At 75.7% G+C, this 25,450-nt stretch carries 21 protein-coding genes; 10 read left to right on the top strand and 11 right to left on the bottom strand.

Annotated features, from left to right (window positions below):
* Positions 1 to 20 precede the first annotated feature (20 nt).
* Positions 21 to 2,546, top strand: coding sequence for a helix-turn-helix transcriptional regulator (locus tag ACR9E3_RS07430; RefSeq protein WP_460379578.1), 2,526 nt, complete (start codon positions 21 to 23; stop codon positions 2,544 to 2,546).
* Here ACR9E3_RS07430 and ACR9E3_RS07425 read toward each other — a convergent pair.
* On the bottom strand, positions 2,523 to 3,746 hold the full coding sequence (locus ACR9E3_RS07425; RefSeq protein WP_460379577.1) for an FAD-dependent oxidoreductase: 1,224 nt from the start codon (positions 3,744 to 3,746) through the stop codon (positions 2,523 to 2,525). The genes ACR9E3_RS07430 and ACR9E3_RS07425 overlap by 24 nt on opposite strands.
* Before the next feature lie 345 nt (positions 3,747 to 4,091).
* Here ACR9E3_RS07425 and ACR9E3_RS07420 point away from each other — a divergent pair, with 345 nt between their 5' ends.
* Together ACR9E3_RS07420 and ACR9E3_RS07415 are read left to right on the top strand one after the other, a co-directional pair.
* Positions 4,092 to 4,667, top strand: a complete 576-nt coding sequence (locus ACR9E3_RS07420) for a GNAT family N-acetyltransferase (RefSeq protein ID WP_460379576.1) — start codon at positions 4,092 to 4,094, stop codon at positions 4,665 to 4,667.
* Between the two features lie 10 nt (positions 4,668 to 4,677).
* Positions 4,678 to 5,205: a cysteine dioxygenase family protein gene (locus tag ACR9E3_RS07415; RefSeq protein ID WP_460379574.1), complete on the top strand. Its 528-nt coding sequence runs from the start codon at positions 4,678 to 4,680 to the stop codon at positions 5,203 to 5,205.
* Positions 5,206 to 5,259: 54 nt separating this feature from the next.
* Here the strand turns inward: ACR9E3_RS07415 and ACR9E3_RS07410 are convergent, their stop codons facing one another.
* From ACR9E3_RS07410 to ACR9E3_RS07385, 6 genes are all read right to left on the bottom strand, one after another.
* Entirely contained in the window at positions 5,260 to 5,694 is a 435-nt protein-coding gene (locus ACR9E3_RS07410; RefSeq protein WP_460379572.1) for a YccF domain-containing protein, read from the bottom strand.
* A gap of 35 nt (positions 5,695 to 5,729) precedes the next feature.
* Entirely contained in the window at positions 5,730 to 7,028 is a 1,299-nt protein-coding gene (locus ACR9E3_RS07405; RefSeq protein ID WP_460379570.1) for an MFS transporter, read from the bottom strand.
* 65 nt (positions 7,029 to 7,093) lie between these two features.
* A complete protein-coding gene (locus ACR9E3_RS07400; RefSeq protein ID WP_460379568.1) occupies positions 7,094 to 8,110 on the bottom strand; it encodes a zinc-dependent alcohol dehydrogenase family protein in 1,017 nt (338 codons plus the stop codon).
* Positions 8,111 to 8,120: 10 nt separating this feature from the next.
* Positions 8,121 to 9,773 carry an AMP-binding protein gene (locus tag ACR9E3_RS07395; protein ID WP_460379566.1) on the bottom strand — a complete coding sequence of 551 codons (1,653 nt, stop codon included), beginning with the start codon at positions 9,771 to 9,773 and terminating at the stop codon, positions 8,121 to 8,123.
* Positions 9,770 to 10,588: an alpha/beta fold hydrolase gene (locus ACR9E3_RS07390; protein WP_460379564.1), complete on the bottom strand. Its 819-nt coding sequence runs from the start codon at positions 10,586 to 10,588 to the stop codon at positions 9,770 to 9,772. The genes ACR9E3_RS07395 and ACR9E3_RS07390 overlap by 4 nt, the downstream gene beginning before the upstream one ends.
* Positions 10,588 to 11,424, bottom strand: a complete 837-nt coding sequence (locus ACR9E3_RS07385; protein WP_460379562.1) for a MaoC/PaaZ C-terminal domain-containing protein — start codon at positions 11,422 to 11,424, stop codon at positions 10,588 to 10,590. Before ACR9E3_RS07385 ends, ACR9E3_RS07390 begins: the two co-directional genes overlap by 1 nt.
* Positions 11,425 to 11,521: 97 nt before the next feature.
* Here ACR9E3_RS07385 and ACR9E3_RS07380 point away from each other — a divergent pair, with 97 nt between their 5' ends.
* Together ACR9E3_RS07380 and ACR9E3_RS07375 are read left to right on the top strand one after the other, a co-directional pair.
* Entirely contained in the window at positions 11,522 to 12,142 is a 621-nt protein-coding gene (locus ACR9E3_RS07380; protein ID WP_460379560.1) for a TetR/AcrR family transcriptional regulator, read from the top strand.
* 95 nt (positions 12,143 to 12,237) lie between these two features.
* Positions 12,238 to 13,623 (top strand): MFS transporter, encoded by a 1,386-nt coding sequence (locus tag ACR9E3_RS07375; RefSeq protein WP_460379558.1) that lies wholly within the window; start codon positions 12,238 to 12,240, stop codon positions 13,621 to 13,623.
* Positions 13,624 to 14,065: 442 nt separating this feature from the next.
* Here the strand turns inward: ACR9E3_RS07375 and groL are convergent, their stop codons facing one another.
* Positions 14,066 to 15,700, bottom strand: a complete 1,635-nt coding sequence (groL, locus tag ACR9E3_RS07370) for a chaperonin GroEL (RefSeq protein WP_460379556.1) — start codon at positions 15,698 to 15,700, stop codon at positions 14,066 to 14,068.
* A 193-nt stretch (positions 15,701 to 15,893) separates the two neighbouring features.
* Positions 15,894 to 17,564 carry a serine/threonine-protein kinase gene (locus ACR9E3_RS07365; protein ID WP_460379554.1) on the bottom strand — a complete coding sequence of 557 codons (1,671 nt, stop codon included), beginning with the start codon at positions 17,562 to 17,564 and terminating at the stop codon, positions 15,894 to 15,896.
* 209 nt (positions 17,565 to 17,773) lie between these two features.
* On the opposite strand from ACR9E3_RS07365, the gene moeA reads away from it, so the two are divergent.
* From moeA to ACR9E3_RS07345, 4 genes are all read left to right on the top strand, one after another.
* Entirely contained in the window at positions 17,774 to 18,988 is a 1,215-nt protein-coding gene (gene moeA, locus ACR9E3_RS07360; RefSeq protein ID WP_460379668.1) for a molybdopterin molybdotransferase MoeA, read from the top strand.
* Between the two features lie 359 nt (positions 18,989 to 19,347).
* A complete protein-coding gene (locus ACR9E3_RS07355; protein WP_460379552.1) occupies positions 19,348 to 20,118 on the top strand; it encodes a phosphatidylserine decarboxylase in 771 nt (256 codons plus the stop codon).
* The gene (locus tag ACR9E3_RS07350; protein ID WP_460379550.1) at positions 20,115 to 21,272 is read left to right on the top strand and encodes a CDP-alcohol phosphatidyltransferase family protein; all 1,158 of its coding nucleotides are present in this window, start codon (positions 20,115 to 20,117) and stop codon (positions 21,270 to 21,272) included. The genes ACR9E3_RS07355 and ACR9E3_RS07350 overlap by 4 nt, the downstream gene beginning before the upstream one ends.
* Positions 21,269 to 23,533: an AAA family ATPase gene (locus ACR9E3_RS07345; protein ID WP_460379548.1), complete on the top strand. Its 2,265-nt coding sequence runs from the start codon at positions 21,269 to 21,271 to the stop codon at positions 23,531 to 23,533. The genes ACR9E3_RS07350 and ACR9E3_RS07345 overlap by 4 nt, the downstream gene beginning before the upstream one ends.
* A 65-nt stretch (positions 23,534 to 23,598) precedes the next feature.
* Here ACR9E3_RS07345 and ACR9E3_RS07340 read toward each other — a convergent pair whose 3' ends face one another.
* Positions 23,599 to 24,321, bottom strand: coding sequence for a LytR C-terminal domain-containing protein (locus ACR9E3_RS07340; protein WP_460379546.1), 723 nt, complete (start codon positions 24,319 to 24,321; stop codon positions 23,599 to 23,601).
* Positions 24,322 to 24,375: 54 nt separating this feature from the next.
* A complete protein-coding gene (locus ACR9E3_RS07335; RefSeq protein WP_460379544.1) occupies positions 24,376 to 24,675 on the bottom strand; it encodes a DUF3263 domain-containing protein in 300 nt (99 codons plus the stop codon).
* Between the two features lie 148 nt (positions 24,676 to 24,823).
* Here ACR9E3_RS07335 and ACR9E3_RS07330 point away from each other — a divergent pair, with 148 nt between their 5' ends.
* Positions 24,824 to 25,411, top strand: a complete 588-nt coding sequence (locus ACR9E3_RS07330; protein ID WP_460379542.1) for a peptide deformylase — start codon at positions 24,824 to 24,826, stop codon at positions 25,409 to 25,411.
* Positions 25,412 to 25,450: the final 39 nt, after the last annotated feature.

The raw sequence follows: 25,450 nt of genomic DNA, 5'->3' as shown, positions 1-25,450 counted from the left end.
CCGGTGTCTACCGTCGAGCCGTGGTGCCGGTCCTCGAGCGGGACGCCGCCCTGGATGAGCTGCGGGCGGCGCTCGCCGACGCCCGCGCCGGCACGGGCCGGGTCGTGCTCCTCGCGGGCGAGGCCGGCATCGGCAAGACCACCGTGCTGCGCGCGTGGACCGACGAGCTGGACGGCGTGCGCCTGCTCGCCGGGGCCTGCGACGACCTCGTCACCGCGCGCCCGTTCGGCCCGCTGCACGACGTCGGCACGGACGGCCTGCGCGACGCGCTGCGGTCCGGCGACGCCGGGGCGGTGCACGACGCGGTGCTGGACGAGCTGGGCCGCCCCGTGACCGTGCTCGCCGTCGAGGACGTCCACTGGTCCGACGAGGCCACCCTCGACGCCCTCGCCGTCGCCGCCGCCCGGATCGACCGCCTCCCCGCGGTGCTCGTGATGACCTACCGCGACGACGAGGTCGACCCCGGCTCGCGCCTCCAACGGCTGCTCGGCGGCCTGCCGGCCCGCGCGACGCGCCGCCCGCCGCTGCCGGCCCTCTCGGTCGCCGCGGTGTCCGAGCTCGCGGGCGACGGCGGGCTGCGCGTCCACGCCTCGACCCGGGGCAACCCGTTCCTCGTCACCGAGCTGGTCGCGGCCCGCGGCGAAGGGCTGCCGGTGTCGGTGCGCGACGCCGTGCTCGCCCGCGTCGCCGACCTCCCCGCGGAGTCCCGCGCGCTGCTCGAGCTGCTCGCCGTCGTCCCGGGCCGCGCCGAGCGCGACCTGCTCGACGCGCTGGCGCCGGACTGGACCGCGGCGGTCGAGGCCCCCGAGCGCCGCGGCATCGTCGAGATGCCCGGGGACGCCGTCGCCTTCCGCCACGAGCTCGCGCGCCAGGCCGTCGAGGTCTCCCTGTCCGCGGCCCGCCGGATCGCCCTGGAGCACGCGGTGCTCGCGTGGGTACGGGGCCGCGAGCCCGTGGACCACGCCCGGGTGCTGCACCACGCCGCGCGGTGCGGCGACGTCGACACCGTGCTCGCCCACGCCCCCGTCGCCGCGCGGGCCGCCGCCGCGGCCGGCGCACACCAGCAGGCCCTCGCCGTCCACGAGCTGCTGCGGCCCCACACCGGGCGCCTGCCCGAGGCCGAGCAGGCGGCGATCGCGGAGGAGCACGCCTGGGAGCTCTACTGCGCCCACCGCGTCGAGGAGGCCGTCACGACGGCCCGGCACGCGGTGGCGCTGCGCACCGACGGCGACGACGTGCCCGCCACCGTGCGCGCGCTCGTGGGGCTGTCGCGCCACCTCTACATCCGGGGCGACGTGGCCGACGCCCGGGCGACGCTCGACCGCGCCGTCGCGCTCGAACCCTCCTCGACCCTCGCCCGCACCCACCGCGGGGTGCTGGCCGTGCTCGCCGACGACGAGGAGGCCGGGATCGCGGAGCTGACGGAGGTGGCCGCGCGAGCCGGGCCCGGGCTGGCCGCGCTCGGCACGATCTACCGGGGCCTCGGGCGCGCCTTCCTCGGCGACCCCGAGGGTCCCGACCTCGTGCGGGCCGGGATCGCCGCCGCGCAGGCCGCGGGCGCCGGCGAGCACGTCGCCCGTGGCTACACCAGCCTGGTCAAGGCGCTGCGCCGCCTCGGGCGCGACGCCGAGGTCCCCGCCGTCGTCGCCGAGGGTCTCGAGCGCACGCGCTCGGGCGACTTCCTCTCGCACGGCTACTCGCTCGAGGCGTTCGGCCTCCAGCTCATGATCGACGACGGGCGCTGGGACGCGGCCGAGCAGGGTCTGCGCCGTCTCGTGGCCGCGGTGCCCGAGGCCGGGATCCTCGCCCGCGAGACGCTGCCGCCGCTGGGCCGCCTGCTCGCGCGGCGCGGGGATCCCGACGCCGACGACGTCCTCGCCCGCGCCTGGGAGCTCGCCTCCCGCGCGGACAGCCTGCCGGTGCTGCTGTCGACGGGTGCGGCGCTGGCGGAGAAGGCGTGGCTCGACGGCGACGGCGGGCGGGAGCAGGCCCGGATCGCGTCGCTGCTCGCGCGCTCGCGACGCCCGGGCCTCGCCGGCGCGCGGGGTGACCTGCTGCGGCAGGCCCGTCGGTGCGGGGTGGCGGTGGAGCCCGACCCCGACCTCTGGCCCCGGCATGCGCTGGCGCTGGCCGGGGACCCGCTCGCCGCCTCGGCGCACTGGCACGACCAGCCCTACGAACGGGCCCTGGAGCTGGTCGACGCCGGCGAGGAGGAGGCCGTGCTCGCCGGGCTGCGCACGCTCGACGACCTCGGGGCCGCGCCCGCGGCGCGCCGGGCACGCCGTCTGCTGCAGGCCCGCGGGGTGCGCCGCATCCCCCGCGGGCCCCAGGCCGGGACGCGCGCCCACCCCGACGGGCTGACCCCGCGCCAGGCCGACATCCTCGCGCTGCTCGCCGACGGGCTGACCAACGCCCAGATCGCCGAGCGCCTCGTGCTCTCGGTCCGCACCGTCGACCACCACGTCTCCGCGGTGCTCGACAAGCTCGGTGTGGGGTCGCGGGCCGAGGCGGCGGCGAAGGCGTCAGGCGACGGCCAGGACGGGTGAGGCGAGCTCCGCCAGGTGGTCGGCGAGGAACGCGGCGTCGGCACCGACCCCGTCGAGGAAGCTCGACGAGCGGTGGTGCTGCCACTTGAGCCCGAGGAAGCACAGCCCCGGCGCCGCGGTGACCCCGCGGTCGTGGATCGGCTCGCCCGTGTCGTCGAGGACGTCCGCGTGCACCCAGGAGAAGTCGCGCCGGAACCCGGTCGCCCAGACGACCGACCCGATGCCGTCGAGGTCGAGCGTCGCGGCGGCGTCCCCGGCCCACGGCGCCGGCCGCGGCAGGCGGGCCGGCTCCGGCGGCGCGTCGAGCCCGGTGCGCGCGACGAAGCCGTCGACCTTCGCCCGGAACCGCACCGCGTTGTCCTCGGCCTCGGCAACCGTCGCCGGCAACGAGCCGTCGAACGTCGCCAACCCGTCCCGCACGCCGAGCAGCCGCCCGTGCGGGGCGACGCCGTCGGCGACGAGACGGTGCAGGTCGAGGTCCCGGGTGCCGCCGGTCAGCACGGCGTTGGGCGTGCGGGTCGCCGAGGGGTCGGGCAGCGACGCGCGGGTGCGGGCGAGCGTGCCCATGCGGTCCATCCACCAGTAGGTGTCCTGCCCCCGGTAGCGGCGCGGCAGGCACTTGTGGCGCCCGACCGCGAGGTGCACGGTCCGGCCGGCGCGCGCGAGCTCGGCGGCGATCTGCTGGCCGGACGGCCCCGCGCCGACGACGAGCACGCCGCCCGGGGGCAATGCGCCCGGGTTGCGGTAGTCGCGGGTGTGGAGCTGGTGGATCCGGGCGGGCAGCTCGGCGGCGACCGGGGGCACCACGGGGCGGTCGAGGTCGCCGGTGGCCACGACGACGGCGGGTGCCGTGAGCTCGCCCCGGTCGGTGCGCACGCGCCAGCCGTCGGCGTCGGCGTCGACGGCCCGCACCGTGACGCCCTCGCGCACGTCGGCACCGGTCTCGGCGGCGTAGTCCGCGAGCATGGCGGCCACCTCCCGGCCGGTCATGAAGCCGTCCGGGTCGTCGCCGGCGTACTGCCGGCCCGGGAGCCGCGTCTGCCAGTTGGGGCTGAGCAGCGTGAACGAGTCCCAGCGCTCGTGGCGCCACCGCTGGCCGACCCGCCCCTTCTCGAGCACCACGTGCCCGAGCCCGCGCTCCCGCAGGCACCGGCTCATCGCCAGCCCGGCCTGACCCGCACCGATCACGATCACGTCCATCGCCGCACTCCTCGTCCTCGTCGTCGCCGACGACGCTAGGGAGACCTGCGGCCGCGCCCATCGGCGTCGCCTGCCCAATCCGGGCGGGGCGACTGCCCAGGTCGGGGTCCGTGGTGGTGTGCGCGACGGGGGCGGTGGATCAGGGGCGTGCGGTGCATCTCCGAGAGGCGACCGGGGTGGACGACGCGCTCGTGATCGCCGGGGCGCCCAGGGCTGGGCGGCGCGGCATGGGTACCGCCGGCACCCGAGATGGGGAGGTCTCACCGACGAGGCGACGTGGGGTCCCGAGCCAGGCTCGATCCCGTCGCCGGACGACGGGTCCGGTGCCGCGGGGAAGGACCCACCATGACGACGACCACGCTGCGCCCGACCCCGGTGACCCTCGTGGCGCCGGGCCGACCGCCCGGGCTCCGGGCCTCCGGTCGCCCACCCACCGTGACCCTGCGCGAGCTGGGCCCCGACGAGACCGACGTCCTCGACGCCGTCTTCGCCGGCCTGTCCGACCAGAGTCGCTACCTGCGCTTCCACGGCGCGACGCCGCGCCTGACCGGCGCGGTGCGCCGGACCCTCGCCGCGGTCGACGGCCGCCGGCACATCGCCGTGGCCGCGTTCGGCCCCGACGGCGCGCCCGTGGGCATCGCCCGGCTCGTCTCCCTGGGTCTGCGCGACGCCGAGCTGGCCATCGAGATCGTCGACGCCTGGCAGGGCCGCGGCGTCGGGCGCCGGCTGCTGACCGCCGTCGCCGCCCGCGGCCGCGAGGAGCGCTACTCGCGCCTCGTCGCCGACGTGCTGACCGAGAACACCGGCATGCGCGCCCTGCTCGCGTCGGTGCTCCCGATCCTCTCGGTGGAGACCGACGGCTACGAGACGACCCTCGTCGCCGACCTCACCGAGGCCGTCCCCGCCCGCACCGCCGCCTGAGGAGCCTCCGATGACCACCGCCCTGATCACCCCGCTGGCCGCCCTGACCGCCGACCTCGACGCCGCCGTCCGCGACGCCGCACCCGGGCTCGCCGGTGTCGACGCCGTCGGCGAGGCCCTGGCCCCGTACCTGGGCGATCCGCGGTTGCTCTCGCCTGCCCAGTGCGTCGGCGACCCCGAGCACTACCGCCAGCACCTGCTGCACGTCGCCGACGACGGCGCGTTCTCGCTGGTGGCGCTCGTGTGGCTGCCCGGCCAGTCGACCCCGATCCACGACCACCTCTCGTGGTGCGTGGTCGGGGTGCACACCGGCGAGGAGCACGAGACCCGCTATCGGCGCGTCGCCGACCGCCTCGTCGTCGACGGCGAGGACGTCGCCGGGCCGGGCACCGTCACCGGCCTGCTCCCGCCCGGCGACATCCACCGGGTCACGAACACCGCGCCGAACACGACCATCTCGCTGCACGTCTACGGCGTCGACGTCCGCAGGCTCGGCTCGAGCATCCGCCGGCGCTACGACCTCCCCGTCCGCGGCTGAGGTTTGTCAGCGAAGTGCCGTCGCAGACACTGAGCGTCCGTATCGGTACTTCGATCACCGGCGCGCCGGGACCGCCGCGCGGTGGTCGCCGACCGCGAAGCCCGGGTCGTCGGTGTCGACGATCCGGCGACCCAGCGGCGTCAGCGACACCGGGATCATCTTGAGGTTCGCCCACGCGAACGGGATGCCGACCATGCTGATCGCCAGCGGGATCGCGGTGACGATGTGCCCGATCGCGAGCCACCACCCGGCCACGACGAACCAGATGACGTTGCCCAGCGTGGACCCCACGCCCGCGTCGGCCCGGCGCTCGATCCGGCTGCCGAACGGCCACAGCGCGAACAGCGCGATCCGGAACGACGCGATGCCCCAGGGGATCGTGACGATGAGGACGCAGCAGAGGATCCCCGCGACGACGTAGCCCAGCGCCATCCAGACGCCGGCCAGCACGAGCCACACGAGGTTGAGCAGGGTCCGGAGCAGCTCCATGACACCAGAATGCCACCACCGCGGTGGTACGTCCGTTACGTCAGTTCCCGGCCCTTGGTCTCGGGCAGCGTCAGGATGATCAGGAACGCGATGAGCGCGCCGCCGGAGACGTACCAGAAGAACAGCTGCGGGCGGTCCGCGGCCGACAGCGCCGAGATCAGCAGCGGCGCGGTGCCGCCGAAGAGCGCGACCGTCAGGTTGTACCAGGCGCCGATGCCCAGGGCCCGCAGTTCGGTCGGGAAGAGCTCGCTCATGATTGCGGGCGCGATCGAGGACATGAACGTGTAGAGCCCGAGCCCGACGACGAACACGATGATCAGGTTGATCAGGGGCGTGCGCTCGACGATCAGCAGGCTCATCGGCACCGTGATCACGGTCATCAGCCCGGACCAGATCAGCAGCTGGGGCTTGCGCCCGAAGCGGTCGGCCGCGATGCCCATGGGGTACTGCAGGGCGATGAACACGACCGTGCCGATCGAGAGCGCGAGGAAGACGTCGCCGCCCGACGCGTCACGGAACTGGACGGCGAACGGCGTCAGCGCGCTGAAGAACGTGTAGAAGCACAGCGTCGAGAGCAGCGTGAACCCGAAGAGCTGCAGCACCGCCTTCGGGTGCTCGCGCAGGGTCAGCAGCAGCGGGTTGCGCACGGCGCGGGCGCGCTCGACGTTCTCCGCGAACTGCTCGGTCTCGGTCAGCGTGCGCCGCAGCCAGAGCCCGACCAGACCCAGCAGGCCGCCGACGAGGAACGCGATCCGCCAGCCCCAGGACTCGAGCTGGGGTCGCGTGAGCGTCGTCGTCAGCAGCAGGCCGAGCAGGCTCGCCGCGAGCAGCGCGACACCCGTGGAGATGTAGAAGAAGCTGGAGTACCGCCCGCGGTGGGCGGACGGGGCGATCTCGCCGAGGTAGGCGCTCGCGTTGGACACCTCGCCGCCCAGGCTGAGCCCCTGCGCGATGCGCGCGAGCAGCAGCAGGATCGGGGCGAGCCAGCCGACGGCCTGGTAGGTCGGCAGCACGGCGATGATCACCGAGCCGCCCGCCATCAGCAGGATCGTCACGAGCATCGCCCAGCGGCGTCCGCGCAGGTCCGCGAGCCGTCCGAGCAGGATCCCGCCGAGCGGGCGGAAGAAGAACGCCAGCGCGTAGGTGCTGGTGGTGCCGATCAGCGCGAGCGTCGGGCTCGACTTGTCGAAGAACTGCGACGAGAAGTAGACGGCGAACGTCGCGTAGATCGTCCAGTCGAACCACTCGATCGCGTTACCGATGCTGGCCGCGACGAGCGTGCGCACCGGCAGCCGGTGGCGCTCGGTGCTCGCCGGATCGGACACCTGGCTCATCCGCGCTCCTTCCGCTCGCCCCCGGTGCCACGCACCGTAGGCGACCGGGTGCTCCGGGTACAGGATCAGTCGCGGACGATTCCCACCTTGCCGCGGGCGCCGGCGTCGGCGACCTCGTAGGCGCGGGCCGCGTCGTCGAGCGCGAACCGGTCGGTGACGACCCGTTCGGGGTGCAGGTCCCAGCGCGCGAGCCGCTCGAGCAGCTCCGCCATCCGCCAGGTCGGCGCCACCCACGAGCCGTGCACCGTGAGCTGGCGGTGGATGAGGACCTCGCTGACGTCGACCGTCAGCGTCCCGCCCTCGCCGACCAGCGCGCACCGGCCGTGGCGCCGCGTGTGGCGCAGCGCGGTGAGCTGGGCGACGCCCGCGCCGGAGCAGTCGACGGTGACCTCGGCGCCGTCGCCGAGCAGGTCGTGCAGCTCCTCGTCGTCGCCCTCGACCGCGACGTCCACGGCCCCGAGCTCGCGGGCCAGCGCGCGGCGCTCCGGCGACGGGTCGGTGCCGACGACCCACGGCGAGCCCATGGCCGCGGCCAGCATCCCGGCGGCGAGCCCGACGGGCCCGAGCCCGGTGACCAGCACCTGCTCACCGCCGGCCAGCGCGACCCGGCACAGGGCCTCGTACGCGGTCGCGAAGCCGCACGCGACGCAGGCGCCGTCGAGGAAGGTCAGGCTGTCGGGCAGCGGCACGAGGTCGCGCTCGTCGGCCAGCAGCTGCTCCGCGTGCCCGCCGTCGCGCTGCCAGCCGTACGCCCGGCGGCGCGGGGACGTGCAGCTGATCTGGTAGCCGCGGCGGCACTCGTCGCACTGGCCGCAGCCGCTGATGTGGTAGACGACGACGCGGTCGCCGACGCCGATGCGCTCGACCTCCGGGCCGACGGCGACGACCTGGCCGCACGGCTCGTGCCCGCCGATGACGTCCTGGTAGGCCTCCGGGCCCTCGCCGAGGTGCTCGCGGTAGATCGCGCGCAGGTCGCTGCCGCAGATCGTCGAGGCGCGCATCCCGACGACGACCTGCCCCGGGCCCGGCTCGGGATCGGGCACCTCCCGCAGGTCGACGCGCCGTCCACCCGGCAGGTACACGCCTCGCACGTCAGCCCCTCTCGGCCGCCCACCGCCGCAGCTCCGCGGCCTTGATCTTCGTCCCGTTCGTGCCCGACGTCGTCGGCATGGCGTCGACGACGTGCACCGCCGCCGGCACCTTGAACCCCGCGAGCGCCTCGCGGCACCAGGCCACCAGATCCTCTCCCGTCGGCGCCCGTCCCGCCGCGCCGACCACGAACCCGATCGCCCGCGTCGCCCCGTCCTCGCCCGGCACGCCGACCACCTTGGCCGTCGCGACGTCCGGGTGCGCGGCCAGCCGCCGCTCGATCTCGGCCGGGTCGACGAGGAACCCGCGCAGGCGCAGGGCGTCGCCCCGGCGGCACACGTAGACGAACGCGCCCTCGTCGACGAGCACGCCGAGGTCTCCGGAGCGGAACCAGCCGTCCGCCGTGACCACGTCCGGGGCGTCCGCACCGAGGTACGCGTCGACGACGTTCGGCCCCCGGAACTGGATCTCGCCCTCGCGGCCGGGCTCGAGCACGGCGTCGGTGTCGGGATCGGCCACCCGGACCGCGATGTCCGGACCGACGACGCGCCCGCCACCGGCCCACCGGCCCGGTGCGGGCTCGTCCGCGGGCCAGGCGGTGGTGAGCGCGAAGACCTCCGACGAGCCGTAGACGCCCGTGACCTGTGTCCCGGCCTCGGCGGTGAGCCACGCGGCGAGCTCGTGCGAGCGGCCCTGGAAGTCCGCGACGCCCCACCACCGCCAGCTGGAGAGGTCCCGCGGACGCCGCTCGTGCGCCTCCCGCAGCCGCAGCACCATGTCGTCCCCGGCGCCGACGTGCGTGACGCGGTGGGCGGCGACGTGGTCGAGCACCCGGTCGGCGTCGAACACCGGCTCCAGCAGCACGGCCGCGCCCGCCGCCAGGCCGGCCATCACCGCGTTGTAGCCGTAGACGCCGGACAGCGGCAGCGCGCCGAGCACGACGTCCCCCTCGGCCAGACCGAGGACGGCGGCGTCGGCGACGGCGTGGCCGAGCACCGCGGCGGCGGAGTGCGCGGCGAGCTTGGGCAGCCCGGTCGACCCCGAGGTCGTGAAGGCGACGGCCAGCGCGTCGGGGTCGGAGCGCGCCGGCTCCGGCCCGTCGTCGCGCGTGGGCGTCCACACGCCCCCGCCGACGTCGCACGGCCCGACGTCCGGCGACGGGCCGCCGGGACCGGTGACCACAGCGACCTGCGGCACCACGCCCGAGTGCTCGACGGCCGCGCGCAGCCGGTCGAGCAGGTCCAGGCCGTGGAAGCCCTGCGCCAGCGCGACGAGCCGGGGCCGCGCCCGTTCCAGGACGTGCGAGACCTCCTCGACCCCGTAGCGGGTGTTGATCCCGACGACGTGCGCGCCGCGGGCGGCGACGGCGAGCTGCCAGACCAGCGCGTCGCTCCAGTTCGGCATCCACACCGCGACCGCGTCGCCCGGTCCGAGGTCGTGCCCGGCCAGCTCGGCGGCCAGCGCGCGGGTGCGCCGCCAGAGCTCGCCGCGGCCGACGGGGCGCGTCGTCCCGTCCGGCAGGGTGTCGATGACGGCGGTGACGTCCTGATCGCGGCGGGCGAGACGGGCGACGAGGTCGGGCAGGTCGGCGGGCCGCTCGCCCGGCGCGGGGAAGGCGCTGACGGGGTGCGGCACGACCGCGGGACGCTCGCTCACGAGGCCGCGGGGACGGAGGTGAGCTCGGCGAGCCAGCCGTCGAGCACGGCGTCGAAGCCCTCGATCTCCTCCATCGGGTAGTGCCCGACGCCGGCGAGCACGGTGCAGCGTGCGCCCGGGATCCGCGCGGCGGCCCAGCGCACGCGGTCGACGTCGAGCCACAGGTCGTCGTCGCCCACGACGAGGTGCGCCGGGCAGGTGATCCGGGCCAGGGACTCCCGCAGGTCGTGGGCGGTCCAGCCCAGCAGGTCGGAGGTGGACACGGTCGGGTCCTCCCGGCGGTGCATCGTCGCGATCAGCTCGGCGCGCGCCGGCGGCACGCTGCGCCCGAGCACCGCCAGGGTGCCCAGGTGGGTGCGGTCGGTGCGAGCGGGCGCCGCGACGTCGGAGAGCTCGCGGCGCAGACCCTTCGCCGACGGTCGGCCGCCGGTGTGGGCGTCGGCGGCCATCGCGACGACACCGCTCAGCTCGTCCGACGCCCGGGCCGCCACGTCGAGGGCGATCTTGCCGCCGATCGAGCAGCCGACGACGGTGGGCGTCCGGAGCCCGAGGGTCCGGATCAGCTCCAGGCACCATGCGGCGTAGTCGCCGAGGTCCTGGACGGGCCCGTCCGGCGCCGGTTCGGACCGCCCGTGCCCGGGCAGGTCGGGGACGACGACGCGGTACCCGCGCGCGGCCAGCGCGGGCGCGACGTGGCGCCACTGCACGCCGCTCTGGCCCGCGGTGTGCAGGCAGAGCACGGGCGGTGCGGTCTCGTCGCCGTGCTGCTCGACGAAGGCGAGGCTGCCGCGCAGTGTCAGGTAGTCGGCACGCATCAGGCGATCTCCCGGGCGGCGTCGGCGAGGCGGTGGAGCGCACCGGTCAGGCGCAGGTACTCGTAGCCGTCGCCGGTCACGGTGAACCGGCCGGCCATCGCCAGGCGCATGAACGGGTTGTCGGGGCTCTCGACCAGCTCCAGCCAGGTGAGCGGGTCCGCGCCGAGGACGAAGGTCGCGCCGCGGGGGGTCCGGGTGACGGTCTCCAGCACCCGGCCCCGGTAGATCCGGAGGGCGACCTCGTCGTCGCCGCTGCGCAGCGCGACCGTGCCGTCCCAGGTGGCGAGGTCCTCGGTGAGCCCGTCGCCGAGCCGCGCGACCAGCGCCTCGGCCCACGGCACGGTGCCGAACGCCCGTCCGGCCGGGTCGGGGCCCGGGCCCCGCGCGGCGAGCAGCGCGGTGGTGGTGCCCTCCTGGACGGTCGCGCCGGCGTCGTCGCGCAGCCGGAGGTGGCGGGTGACGACGCCGCGGTCGCCGCGCGAGGTCCGCCGGCAGCGCACGATCGTGACCTCGAGGTGCAGGGCGTCGCCGACGCGGACCGGGCGGCGGTAGGCCCAGTGGGTGTCGAGGAGCCCGAGCACCGCGTCGCCATGGATGCCCAGGCCCTGCAGCAGGCCCATCGCGATCGCGACGCCGAAGGGACCCTGGAGGATCGCGTCCGGCCCGGTGTGCAGCGGGTGGTCGTCGCCGGACAGGCGGGTGAACGCCGCGAGGTCGTCGGCGGTGACGACGCGCGGGCCGGCGGTCCAGCGCTCGCCGACGGCGAAGTCCTCGAAGGAGCGGCCGTGCGCGGGGTCGAGGGGCGGGGCGCCCGTCCGCTCGCCGAGATCGGTCACGGGTCTCCTTCACACGAACGACTGTTCGTGCATCAATCCATCACCCGTGGCGCCGCGTCGTCAAGCCGGGGTCGGCCACGCCTCTAGGGTGGGTGACATGAACGCCCGTTCGACCACCGCGCTCGTCGGCGACACCGGCCGCGGCAACGAAGCGGCGATCCTCAACGCCGCGCTCGCGGCGTTCGGCGCGAAGGGCTTCCACGGCGCCTCGATGCGCGACATCGCCCAGGGCGCGGGCACCAGCCTGTCGAACCTCTACAACTACTTCCCCTCGAAGTCCCGGCTGCTGGCCGAGGTGCTGCGCCACGCGAACGCGGAGCTGGTCACACGCATCCACGTCGCGCTCGACGAGGCCGGCGACGACGCCGCGCCCCGCATGCGCGAGGCGGTGCGCGCCTACGTGCGGTTCGTCGTCGACCACCAGCTCGCGATGGTGGTGTCGACCAACGAGGTGCGCTACCTCGAGGGCGACGACCGCGAGCGCCTCGTCGCCGACCGCGACGCGACGCAGGCCGTCTTCGAGGACATCGTCGCCCAGGGCGTCGCGTCCGGGGAGTTCCGCACGCCGCACCCTGCCGACGCCGCGCGCACGATCCTCTCCGGGCTCGCCGGCGTCGCCGCCTGGTACCGGGCGGACGGCCGCCTGGGCCGCGGCCAGCTCGCCGAGCAGCAGGCGCGGTACGCGCTGGCGCTGCTCGAGAGCCCGCTCGCGCGCTGACGCCGTCCTCCTTGCCGCGGGCGGCCCCGCCCTTCTACGGTACGAACGATCGTTCGTATCGACCTCGCGACGACGCGACCAGAGGGGCAGCCGCCGTGGACACCCAGACCCATCCCGACGGGAGCCCGCGCATGGGCCGGCTCGCGACCGCGGCCGTCTTCGCGACGACGCTCGAGTGGTTCGACTTCCTCATCTACGCGACCGCGGCCGCGCTGGTGCTCGGACCGCAGTTCTTCCCGTCGTCGAACCCCGTGGCGGGGACGCTCGCGTCGTTCGCGACCTTCGCGGTCGGCTTCGTCGCCCGGCCCCTCGGCGGGATCATCGCGGGCCATGCCGGCGACCGGTACGGCCGCAAGCCCCCGCTCGTCGTCGCGATGCTGGTCATGGGTCTCGCGACGTTCGCGATCGGCGTGCTGCCCGGCTACGCGACCATCGGCATCTGGGCGCCGGTGTTGCTCGTCGTCGCCCGGCTCGTGCAGGGCCTCGGGGTCGGCGCGCAATGGGGCGGGGCGGCGCTGCTGCTCACCGAGCACGCGCCGGTCGAGCGTCGCGGGTTCTACGGCAGCCTCGTGCAGACCGGCGCCGTGCTCGGCGCGGTCGCCGGCAACCTGTTCTTCCTCATCCTCACCGCGACCCTGTCCGACGAGCAGTTCACGAGCTGGGGCTGGCGGGTGCCGTTCCTCTCGGGCCTGGTGCTCGTGCTGATCGGGCTCTACGTGCAGATGCGGATCGAGGACACGCCGGTGTTCAAGGCACTGTCGGCGAGCTCGGCGGCCGCCCGGCGCGAGGCCGGCCTGAGCAAGGCACCGCTGCTCCAGGCCGTCCGCCGGTACTGGAAGGAGATCCTCCAGGCGACCGGCGCGTTCTTCGTCGTCAACGCGACCTTCTACATCCTCATCTCCGGCGTCCTGGACTACGCGACGAAGACCGTCGGGATGTCGCGGACCTCGATCCTGCTCTGCGTCATGGGCGCGGGGCTCACCCAGGTGATCACGATGCCGTTCTTCGGCGCGCTCACCGACCGGATGGGCTCGCGCAAGAAGCTCTACCTCATGGGCACCGTCGGCATGGCGATCTGGGCCTTCCCGCTGTTCTGGCTGATCGACTCGGGCTCGGTCCCGCTCGTCTTCCTCGCCCTGCTCGTCGGCTTCACGATCCACGCGACGATGTACGGGCCGCAGGCGACGCTGTACTCCGAGATGTTCCCGGCCGACGTCCGGTACTCCGGCGCCTCGCTGGGCTACCAGTTCGCCTCGGTCTTCGCGGGCGGCCTCGCGCCGTTCGTCATGACCGCGCTGCTCGCCGCGACCGGCGCCTCCTGGTCGGTCTCGCTCTACATCATCGGCACGGCGGCCCTGACCTTCGTCGCCGTCATCACGATCCACGAGCGCTTCCGCCGCGACCTCTACGAGACCTCGGACGGCGTCGACGCCGGCACCCCCGCCCCGGCCTCCACCTCCGCCTCCGCTCCCACCGGCTGAGGCCCGGGGTCTGTCGCAGCGAACGGGCTGTTCGCTGCTTCTATGCGTACGAACTCCCCGTTCGCGTCGGGGCGCGGGGCGGGTCCTGGGGAGCGAGGGGCGCCTTCGCTGCGTGTGATGCAGCGAAGGCGTCCCTCGCTGCGTCGGGGCAGCGCGGTTCGGCGGGGGTCGGTGCGTCGGGGCGGCGCGGTTCCCTCGACGGAGATCACGAGCGCGTCATGCACCTCGACGGCGCGCCGCCGGTGGACCAGGTGCCCGTGATCTCGGCACACGCCCGGGTCGGCGGCCGCCCGCAGCAAGATCTGGGGTTGGTGAGCGGACGCTCCGCTCACCGGAGCATTCGCTCACCAACTCCAGATCTTCGTCCGCGCACCGGTTCCCGCGAACGACGAAGGGCCGCACCCCGAGGGGATGCGGCCCTTCGCTGCTGGCCAGCGGTGGATCAGAAGTCCATGCCGCCCATGCCGCCGGTCGGGTCAGCACCGGCGCCGGCGCCGGCCTTCTCCGGCTTGTCCGCGACCACGGCCTCCGTGGTCAGGAACAGCGCGGCGATCGACGCGGCGTTCTGCAGCGCCGAGCGGGTGACCTTGGCCGGGTCGATGATGCCGGCCGCGATCAGGTCCTTGTACTCGCCGGTGGCGGCGTCGAGGCCCTCACCGGTGTTCAGGCCGCGGACCTTCTCGGCCACGACGCCGGGCTCGTGGCCGGCGTTGTGGGCGATCTGCTTCAGCGGCGCCTCGAGCGCGGTGCGCACGATGTTGGCGCCGGTGGCCTCGTCCCCGTCGAGCCCGAGGCCCGAGAAGACGTCGCCGACCGAGGCCTGCAGCAGGGCGACGCCACCGCCGGCGACGATGCCCTCCTCGACCGCGGCCTTGGCGTTGCGGACCGCGTCCTCGATGCGGTGCTTGCGCTCCTTGAGCTCGACCTCGGTGGCGGCACCGGCGCGGATCACCGCGACGCCACCGGCCAGCTTGGCGAGACGCTCCTGGAGCTTCTCGCGGTCGTAGTCGGAGTCGCTGCGCTCGATCTCGGAGCGGATCTGCTGCACGCGGCCCTGGATCTGGTCGGCGGCACCGGCGCCGTCGACGATCGTGGTCTCGTCCTTGGAGACGGTGACCTTGCGGGCGCGGCCCAGCAGGCTGAGGTCGGCGGTGTCGAGCTTGAGGCCGACCTCCTCCGAGATGACCTCGCCGCCGGTGAGGATGGCCATGTCGGCCAGCATCGCCTTGCGGCGGTCACCGAAGCCGGGGGCCTTGACGGCGACCGACTTGAAGGTGCCGCGGATCTTGTTGACGACCAGGGTGGCCAGGGCCTCGCCCTCGACGTCCTCCGAGATGATCGCCAGCGGCTTGCCGGACTGCATGACCTTCTCCAGCAGCGGGAGGAGGTCCTTCACCGACGAGATCTTCGAGGACATGAGCAGGATGTAGGGGTCATCGAGCTCCGCCTCCATCCGGTCCTGGTCGGTGACGAAGTAGGGCGAGATGTAGCCCTTGTCGAAGCGCATGCCCTCGGTGAGCTCGAGCTCGAGCCCGAAGGTCTGCGACTCCTCGACGGTGATGACGCCTTCCTTGCCGACCTTGTCCATCGCCTCGGCGATGAGCTCGCCGATCTGGGCGTCGCCGGCGGAGATCGACGCGGTGGCGGCGATCTGCTCCTTGGTCTCGACCTCCTTGGCCGACTTCAGGAGCTGCTGCGAGACGGCCTCGGTGGCCTTCTCGATGCCCTTCTTCAGCGACATCGGGTTGGCACCGGCGGCCACGTTGCGCAGACCCTCGCGCACCAGGGCCTGGGCGAGGACGGTCGCGGTGGTCGTGCCGTCACCGGCGACGTCGTCGGTCTTCTTCGCGACTTCCTTGACGAGCTCGGCGCCGATCTTCTCCCAGGCGTCCTCGAGCTCGATCTCCTTCGCGATCGAGACGCCGTCGTTGGTGATCGTGGGCGCGCCCCACTTCTTCTCCAGGACGACGTTCCGGCCGCGGGGGCCGAGGGTCACCTTCACGGCGTCCGCGAGGCTGTTCATGCCCCGCTCGAGGCCGCGGCGGGCCTCCTCGTCGAACGCGATCATCTTGGCCATGCGGGTGGTCCTCCGATGAGAGACACGTGTGCTCGGCCAGGCGCGGTGCCCGCGACGGACGACCGGCATCCAGACCGCCGGCCTCACCGTCCCGACCTGGCACTCGACGATACCGAGTGCCAAATCCATGTTGGCACTCGGGTCAGGGGAGTGCAACCGAACCCCCACCGGGGTGTCGGCCCCCCGGTGCCGCTCAGCCCAGCAGCAGCACGAGCAGGACGATCAGCACCACGGCGGCCACCCCGGCGATGATCAGGATCACCCGCGCGGAGACGCCGCCGGCGTTCCGCTCGAAGGAGCCGTCGCGGTCGGGCGGCATCGGGTCGCGCAGGCGCATGGGCGGCGCGACCGACGAGCGCGTCAGCGGACCGGGCGGAGGGCCGGCCTGCGGTCCGGTCGGCGGTCCGGGCGCGGGGAACGGCCCCGACGGCGTCGGGAACGGTCCGGACGGCCTCACCGTGGGTGCGGGGAACGGGCCCGACGGCGGAGGACCGGGTGGCGGACCCGGCGCACCGGGTCTCCGAGGAGCGGCCGGGTCCGCGGAGACTCCCGCCCCGTCGACCCCCCGTGGCGGCGTCGTCGGCGGCGTCCCGGGCCCGCGCACGGCAGCAGGCGGAGCGCTCGTCCCGTTGCTCGTCGACCCGGACGTCTCCCCGGCGCGCTCCTCCGCGCCGGGCGCGGCGGCGGAGGGCGGATCGGCGTGCTGCGGCGACGGGCCGCGCGGCTCGACCGGCACCCCGCCGGCCGGCGTGACGGCGCCGACGGGCGGCACCGGGGAGGGTGGGGAGGACCCGCTCACCGGGGCCACGGGCGCCACCGGGCCGACGCGCGGCGCCGGAGGGGCCGGCGGCACCGGACCGGCCGGTGGCACCGGCGGCACCGGGCGTCGCGGCGCCCCCGGCGCCCGCCCCACCGGGCGTCCGGGCCGTCCGGTCCGTCCGGTCGCCCCGGACCCGGGCGCCGCGAACGGCCCCGAGGGCACACCCGTCGCGGGGCCCGGCCCGACGAGGGGGGCGAGGGCCGGGCCGGTGAGGGCGCCGCGGGCGGCCTCGACGACCGCGCTCGCGGACTCGTGGCGGCGCGGCCGGTCCGGGTCCATGCCGCGGTGGACGACGTCGTCGATGCGCGGGTCGAGCCCGGCGAGGTCGGCGGCCGACGGGACGTCGCCCGCCAGGTGGCCGTCGATGACCTCGGTGACCGAACCCAGGTAGGGCGCCCGGCCCGTCAGGCACGTGAAGAGGACGCAGGTCAGCGAGTAGACGTCGGTGCGGGCGTCGACGGGCTCGCCGCGCAGGTGCTCGGGGGCGGCGTAGGTGGGCGAGCCGAGGAAGTCGCCGCCGGAGGTGCGGTGACCGGTCGCGCCGCGGCGGGTGAGGCCGAAGTCGGCGAGGTAGACGTGCTCGCCCGCCGACTCCCGCGTCGTCACCAGCACGTTGGCCGGCTTGACGTCGAGGTGCACCAGACCGCGCGCGTGCACCGCGTCCAGCGCGTCGGCGACCTGGCCGAGCAGCCGCAGCGTGCGCGCCACCGTCAGCGGCCTGCCGTCGATGACGCTCGCGAGGTCGGGCCCCTCGACGTGCCGCATGGCGATGTAGAGGTGGCCGTCGGTCTCGTCGAAGTCGTAGAGCGGGACGACGTGGGCGTGGTCGACCGCGGAGGTGTTGCGGGCCTCGTCGACGAAGCGCTCGCGGAACTCGCGGTCGGCGGCGAGCGCCTCGTCGATGACCTTCAGCGCGACGCGGCGGCCGAGCCGGGTGTCCGTGGCGCGGTAGAGGACGCTCATGCCGCCGCGCCCGATGACACCGTCGACGCGGAAGTGACCGAGCCGCTGCCCGGTCAGGTCCTGCGCGCTCCGGTCACCCACGCGGGAACCCTAACGCCGCACATCACCCGGATCGGGGCGGAACGCGGCGGCCTCACGAGATCGGCGACCCGGTGACGATCGACCGCCCGAGACGTCCGCCGAGGGCTCCGATGCGCGCGGGACCGGCGGGCGGCACGATGCCCGCCGTGACGGGACACGGGCACGGCCAGGCAGAGGGTCACGGGCACGACCACGGGGACCCGTCGGCGATGCGGCCGGTCGCCGAGCACGCCGCGGCGGTCGCCGCCCTGCTCGCCCCGATGCCCGCCGAGACCGTCCCCCTCGCCGCGGCGCGGGGTCGGGTGCTCGCCGACGACCTCGTCTCGCCGCACGCGCTGCCGCCGTTCGCCAACTCCGCGATGGACGGGTACGCCGTGCGCAGCGCCGACCTCACCGGCGTCCCCGCCGAGCTCCCGGTCGCCGCCGACGTCCCGGCCGGGCGCACCGACGGGCCGCCGCTGGCGCCGGGCACCGCCCACCGGATCATGACCGGCGCGGCGATGCCGGAGGGCGCCGACGCGGTGGTGCAGGTCGAGTGGACCGACGCCGGCACCGAGCAGGTGCGCGTCGACCGGGCCGTCGACGCCGGCCAGAACGTGCGCGGCGCCGGCGAGGACGTCACGCCCGGGCAGGTGGTGCTGACGGCCGGCACGCTCCTCGGTCCCGCCCAGATCGGCCTGGCCGCCGCCGTCGGGGCCGGCTCGCTCGCGGTGCGGCGGCGCCCGCGCGTGCTCGTGCTCTCCACCGGCTCGGAGCTCGTGGCGCCGGGCGAGCCCCTGCGCCACGGCCAGATCCACGAGTCGAACGGGCCGATGCTCGCGGCGGCGGTCGACGACGCGGGCGCGCGTGGCGAGCTGCTGCGCTTCGTCCCCGACGACGTCGAGCAGTTCACCCGCACCCTCGACGAGGCGCTGGCGGCCCGGTCCGACGACCCGGTCGACCTCGTCCTCACCTCCGGCGGCGTCAGCGCCGGGGCGTACGAGGTCGTGAAGGACGCCTTCTCGGGGCGCGGCGTCACCTTCGGCAAGGTCGCGATGCAGCCGGGGATGCCCCAGGGCGTCGGGCACCACCGCGGCCCGACGGGCGACGTCGCGGTCGTGACGCTGCCCGGCAACCCGGTGAGCTCGCTCGTGTCGTTCGAGGTCTTCGTGCGTCCCGTCCTGCGCCGGGTGCTCGGCCATCCGCAGCCGGAGCGCCCGCGGGTGCGGGCACGCGTCGCCGAGGCGCTGACGTCCCCGGCCGGGCGCCGGCAGTTCCGGCGCGGCCGGATCGACGCGGTCGCGGGGACGGTGGCGCCGGTCGGTGCGGCCGGGTCGCACCTGCTCGCCGCGCTCGCCCACGCCGACTGCCTGGTCGTCGTCGACGAGGACGTGACCCGGGTCGAGGCCGGGGAGTCCGTCGAGGTCTGGCTCCTGGACGGGTGATGCCCGAGGGGCTCGATGGAGCCCCTCACGGCCCGATCGAGGCCCCGATGTCCGTCCTGTCGAGCGGCCCCGTTGCGCCGTTGGGGCGACCCGGGCTTCCGCCCTCGCGCGTCATCGGGCACCATGTGTGACAGGTGTCATGGGGCGACGCAACGCGCCCGCAGAGCACCTCCCCGGGTGGGCCTCTCACAGGACCAACCGCTTGTCGCTGGGGAGCGGACGAGCGGTTCCCGGCCGGGGTCGCCGACTCGGGGGTTGGCGGCCCCGGCCCCATCCCGGTCCTTCCCACCTCGTCGCCCACACGGTCCGGCCGATAGGTTGCCCGCGCGCGCCGTCGAGAAGAGGGAACCGCACCGACGATGGTCCAGGCCGACCACTCCCCCACGCAGGCTCCGGGTCGTCACGACGGTCCGCCCGGCGGCACCGTGCGCCACGCGCTCGCCCTCGTCCGCGAGACCCTTCCTCCGCTGCACCCCGGCGGCGCTCCCGTGATCGGCGCGGTGGCCGCCGCGGCCCTCGGCCTGCGCGCGCTGCGCGGGCGGGGGACGCTCGGCGGTCTCGCCGTGACGGCGGGCGTCGCCGCGTTCTTCCGCGCACCGCACCGCACCACGCCGCGCCGCGCCGGCATCGCCGTCGCCCCGGCCGACGGCACCGTGAGCCTCGTCGACACCGCCGAGCCGCCCGAGGACCTCGTCGCCCGTGGCCTGCCGCCCGGGCCGCGCCCGCGCGTGAGCGTCTTCCTCTCGGTCTACGACGTGCACGTGCAGCGGGTCCCGGTCGACGGCCAGGTCCGGGCGGTCGAGCACCGCCCCGGCAGCTACCTGTCCGCCGACCTCCCGGCCGCGAGCGACACCAACGCCCGCACCGCGATGTGGGTGCACGGCACCGAGGGCCACGACCTCGCCGTCCTGCAGATCGCGGGGCTCGTCGCGCGGCGGATCGTCTGCGACGCGGCCCCCGGCGACGAGGTCCGCGCGGGCGACGTCTACGGCCTCATCCGCTTCGGTTCCCGCGTCGACCTGCTGCTGCCCCCGGGCAGCACCATCCACGTCGAACCCGGGCAGCGGGCCGTCGGCGGGGAGACGGTGCTGGCCGATCTGCCCATTCCGGGCGAAACTGGGACACGATGACGCCCGAGACCGCGGCGGGACGCGGCGGGGGCCGCGGGGTGCGGCTCCTGCCCAACGCGGTGACGGTGCTGGCGCTGTGCTCCGGGCTCTCCGGCGTGCAGTTCATGATCTCGGACAACCGCGTCGCGGCCCTCGCCGCGATCGCGCTCGCGGCGGTGTTCGACGCGCTCGACGGCCGACTCGCCCGCCTGCTCGACGCGACGAGCCGCATGGGCGCCGAGCTCGACTCGCTGTCGGACTGCGTGTCCTTCGGCGTCTCGCCCGCGCTGATCCTCTTCCTCTGGACGCTGCACGACATCCGCATCGGGTGGGTGGTCGCGCTCGTCATGGTCGTGTCCGCGGCGCTGCGTCTGGCCCGCTTCAACACGCTCTCCGACGACGACGAGGCGCCGCCCTACGCCGGCGAGTTCTTCGTCGGCGTCCCCTCCCCGGCCGGCGCGCTCGTCGCCCTGGCGCCCCTCGCCCTCGAGATCCAGCTCGGTCCGGGCTTCTGGTCGTTGCCCGCGGTCGTCGCGGTGTGGACCGTCCTCGTCGGCACCCTGATGATCAGCCGCGTGCCGACCGCGTCGCTCAAGAGCGTCCGCGTGCCGTCGCGATTCGTGGCGCCCCTGCTCGTCGCGGTGGCGTTCGCCGCGGCGGCGCTCGTGACGTTCCCCTTCGTCGTCTACGCCGTCGCCGTGGGGGTCTACCTGGTGCACATCCCCTGGGCGGTCAGCCGGTATCGCTGGCTGGGGCGGCACCCCGAGGTGTGGCACGTGCCGCCGCGCCAGCGCCGCGCGGTCCGCCGCGCCCACCGCCGGCTGGGCCTGGCCCCGCCCCGGCGCAACCTGCGCCGCCGCGTCGCCGGCGCCGCCGCCCGGGCCGGCACCGCCGCCCGCAACATCGGCCGCGACCGGGACCGGCGCGCCGGCGAGATGGGCGAGCCGACCGCGCCGCTGCCCCCGCCGGGCCCGCCGACCGGTCCCGCCGACCGGTCCCCCGAACGCGCCGGCGGCCGCACCGGCGACCGCAACGGCCGCCGCCCCGCGGACAGGCTCGGTGACGGCCGCCCGCGCCCCCGCGGGTCGCGACGGCTCGGGCTGCGCCGCCAGCGCGACGACCGGCCGCGCGAGGACCGACCGCGCGAGGACCGACCGCGGGACGACCGCCCGTGAGCGCCCCGACCGGCGTCGACCTCCTGGCCCGCCTGGGCACGTCCGCGGGCGACGCGCGCCGCGGCGTCGTGCGCCTGCATCCCGAGGTGATCACCGCGCTCGGGCTGCAGTCCTGGGACGCGGTCCGGGTCACCGGCGTGCGCACCACCGCCGCGCTCGTCGCCCCGGCCGCCGACCCCGCCGGGCCCGGCACGGCGGTGCTCGACGAGACGACGATGGTCAACGCGGGCGTGGTCGACGGCTCGACGGTCGGGGTCACCGCGGCGCCCGTCGTCCTCGCCCGCCAGGTGGAGCTGGCCGGATCCCGCCTGGCGACCGCCGCGCTCGCCCCGGAGACGCTGCGCCTGGCCCTGACCGGGAAGGTCCTGCTCCCCGGCGACACGCTCTCGCTGCTGCCCCAGGACCTGTCCCCGGTCCCGGGCGCCGACGCCGCCGGTGCGCGGCGCGGGCTCGCGGCCGCGCTCGGTGGCACGTGGACCACCGAGCTGGTCACCGTCACCGCCGCCGACCCGCCCGCGGGCGCCGAGCCGCACGCCGCCCTCGCCGTCGGGCCGACCACGGTCGTCGGCTGGCGCAACGGGGCGAGCACCACCGCACCCCCCGCGACGCCGGCCGTCACGTCCCCCCGCGTGGCCGCCGCCCCGGTCGCCGCGGCACGTCCCGCCGTGGAGGAGACCCCGGCCGAGCCCGCCGTCGCCGTCGGCGACCTCGTCGGGCACGGCGACGCCGCCCGGCGCCTCGGCGAGTGGTTCGACCTCGTCTTCCGCCGGCCCGAGCTCCTCGAACGTCTCGGGGCCGCGGCCCGGCTCGGGGTGCTGGTCAGCGGCCCCGAGGGCGTCGGGAAGACGACCCTCGCGCGCTCGGTGGCCGCGGCGGCGGGCGCCCGTGTGGTCCGCCTCGACGGGCCCGCGGCGGCCGCGATCGAGGCGGGTGCGGCGGCGGCGCGCGTGCGCGAGTGCGTCGACGACGCGATGTCGACCGCCCCCGGGGTCCTGCTCGTGACCGACGCCGAGGTGCTCCTGCCGGCGGCCGACCCGCCGCCGCTGTCGACGCTCGTGCTCGAGGCGCTCGGCCGCGCCGCGAACACGGCGGGCGTCGCGCTCGTCGTCACCTCGTCGCGGGCCGAGGCGCTCGACCCCCGCATCCGGGGCGCCGACCTCGTGGACCGCGAGCTCACCCTGCCGGCGCCCGGCGACCGGGAACGCGCCGAGCTGCTGCGGGTGCTCCTGCGCGGCGTGCCGCTCGCGAAGGACGTCGACCTCGACACGGTCGGCGCGCGGACGCCCGGGTTCGTGGCCGGCGACCTCGTCGCCCTGCGGCGGGAGGCCGCGGTCCGCGCGGCGCTGCGGGTGGGCCCCGACGCGGACGGCGACCCGACGCTCGAGACCGACGACCTGCTCGGCGCGGTGACGTCGGTGCGCCCGACGTCGCTGTCGTCGGGGTCGCAGACGCTGTCGTCCGGCGGGCTGACCCTGGAGCGGGTCGGCGACATGGTCGAGACCAAGCAGGCGCTCACCGAGACCGTGCTCTGGCCGCTGCGCTACCCGGACTCGTTCGCCCGCCTCGGCGTCGACCCGCCCCGCGGCGTGCTGCTCTACGGCCCGCCGGGGTGCGGCAAGACGTTCCTCGTGCGGGCGCTGGCGGGCACCGGCGCGCTGAACGTGTTCGTCGTCAAGGGCGCCGAGGTGCTGGACAAGTTCGTCGGCGAGTCCGAGCGCGCGGTGCGGGCGCTGTTCCGGCGGGCCGCGGCCGCGGCGCCCGCGCTGGTCTTCCTCGACGAGATCGACGCCCTCGCGCCCCGGCGGGGCGGCTCCACGGACGCCGGGGTGTCCGACCGCGTCGTCGCTGCCCTGCTCACCGAGCTCGACGGTGCCGAGCCGCTGCGCGACGTCGTCGTCCTCGGTGCCACCAACCGCCCCGAGCTCATCGACCCCGCGCTGCTGCGGCCCGGGCGCCTGGAACGGCGCGTCTACGTGCCGCCACCGGACGCCGCGGCCCGCGCGGACATCCTGCGGGCGTCGTCCCGGGACACCCCGCTCGCCGACGACGTCGACCTCGACGCGCTCGCCGAGGACCTCGACCGCTACTCGGCGGCCGACTGCGCGGCCCTGATCCGGGAGGCGGCGCTGACGGCGATGCGCGCCTCGCTGGACTCCACCGAGGTCACCGCGAGCGACCTGGCGACGGCCCGCGAGGCCGTGCGACCGTCGCTCGACCCGGCCCAGCTCGCGGCGCTCGAGGCCTACGCGGACCGGAACTGACCGTCAGCGGGGCCACCGCTGACACCGGGCGTCCGTCACGCCACACGCTCGCCGCGCACCGCCCGCTAGCCGCGGTTCTGGCCCCAGTTGTTGGTCGCGATGACGATGACGCCGGGCGAGGCGTTCTGGATGCCGTCGAAGCGAGGCATCGAGCGCAGCCCGAACTCGCCGGCGATGGCGTCGGCGGCGCCCTGCTCGCCGGTGCCGGGGCGGTAGTAGACGGTGCTCTCGGGGATCACGCCGTTCGGGTAGTTGCCGACCTCGACGACGTTCCAGCCCTGCCCGCGCATCTCGCTCGCGGCGCGGTCGGCGAGGCCCTGGATGGTCGAGTTGTTGAACACCCGGACCTGGGCCGCGGACTGCACGCTGCCTCCGCCGCCCCCTCCGGAGCCGCCGCCGGAACCGCCCGAGCCGCCCGAGCCGGCAGCGCCGCCGGCGTCTCCGGGGACGATCGGGGCGCCGACGAGCGGCCCGCCACCTCCGGCCCCACCGGCGGGGGCACCGGCGCCCGCGCCGGGGACGCCGCCGGGCACCGGGGCCAGCGCCGGGCCACCGGGCTGTCCGGCTCCGGGGACGGCGGCCTGGTTCGGCGGCGGGGGGGTCGGTGTCGCGCCGTTCGCGCCAGGGAGCGGCGCGGCGGTGGGGCTCGCGGGCGCGGCCGTGGGGCTCGCGGGCCCCTCCCCGCCGAGAGCGAGGAGGCCGATGACGGCGGCCACGCCCGCCACGGCGAGCAGCACGATGCCCGCGATGCGCATGCGCGAGGCGTCGGCGGACCCGGGCCCTGTCATCTCCTGCTCCCCTCAGCGGCGGTGATCGCTGCCGCGACGGGGATCAGGAGACCATCAACGAGGCTCTACACCGAGGCGACGCGCCGCACGGGCGCGCTGCCGGCTCTGCCTCAGGCGCCTCAGGCGTTTCACGAGCATCGGGTCGGTCGCGAGGGCCTCCGGGCGGTCGACCAGGGCGTTGAGCACCTGGTAGTAGCGGGTGGCGGACATGTCGAAGAGCTCGCGGATCGCCTGCTCCTTGGCGCCCGCGTACTTCCACCACTGACGCTCGAACGCGAGGATCTCCCGATCGCGACGGTCGAGACCGTCCGACGGCTCGTCCTGCGGGGCATGCGCTCGTACGGCGTCCGCCACGCTGCTCGCCTCCTGCCCACCACGGCGTCCCGCTGACCGCGAATGACACGCCTGTCATTCGGGCCCGTCCATTACAGCACGAGGCCCCGACAGCGCGGTGACTCCAGCCGTGGAGAACCCGCGAGCGGGGGGCACTACGGTGCCCGCCGTGACCGTCAGGCCCATCCTCATCGTCGGTGAGCCGGTGCTGCACCGGCCCACCCGCCCGGTCACGCCCGAGGAGCTGGGCGGGGAGTCCCTGAAGACCCTCGTCGACGACCTCTTCGAGACCATGGACGTCGCCAACGGCGTCGGGCTGGCCGCCAACCAGATCGGCGACGACCGGCGTGTCTTCGTCTACGACTGCCCGGATCCCGAGCTCGACGGCGAGCACCGTCGCGGCGTCGTGGTCAACCCGGAGCTCACCGTGGGCGCCCCCTCGGAGGCCATGCCCGACCCCGACGACGACCACGAGGGCTGCCTGTCCGTGCCCGGCGAGTCCTTCCCGACCGGGCGCGCCGAGTACGCCGAGGTCCGGGGCGTCGACGTCGACGGCGCCGAGATCGTCGTGAGCGGGCACGGCTACCTCGCCCGCTGCCTCCAGCACGAGACCGACCACCTCGACGGCCACCTCTACCTCGACCGCCTCGTCGGCCGGCACCGCCGCGCCGCGAAACGCGCCGTCCGCGACCACGGCTGGGGCGTCCCGGGCCACTCCTGGCTCCCCGGCGTCGACCCGGACCCCTTCGGCCACTGAGGTTCCGCCCACAGCGGACACGGCAGTCAGGGCTGGTGC

Source organism: Actinomycetospora sp. C-140 (genome assembly GCF_054796175.1).
This window is presented reverse-complemented; position numbering and strand designations above follow the sequence as displayed.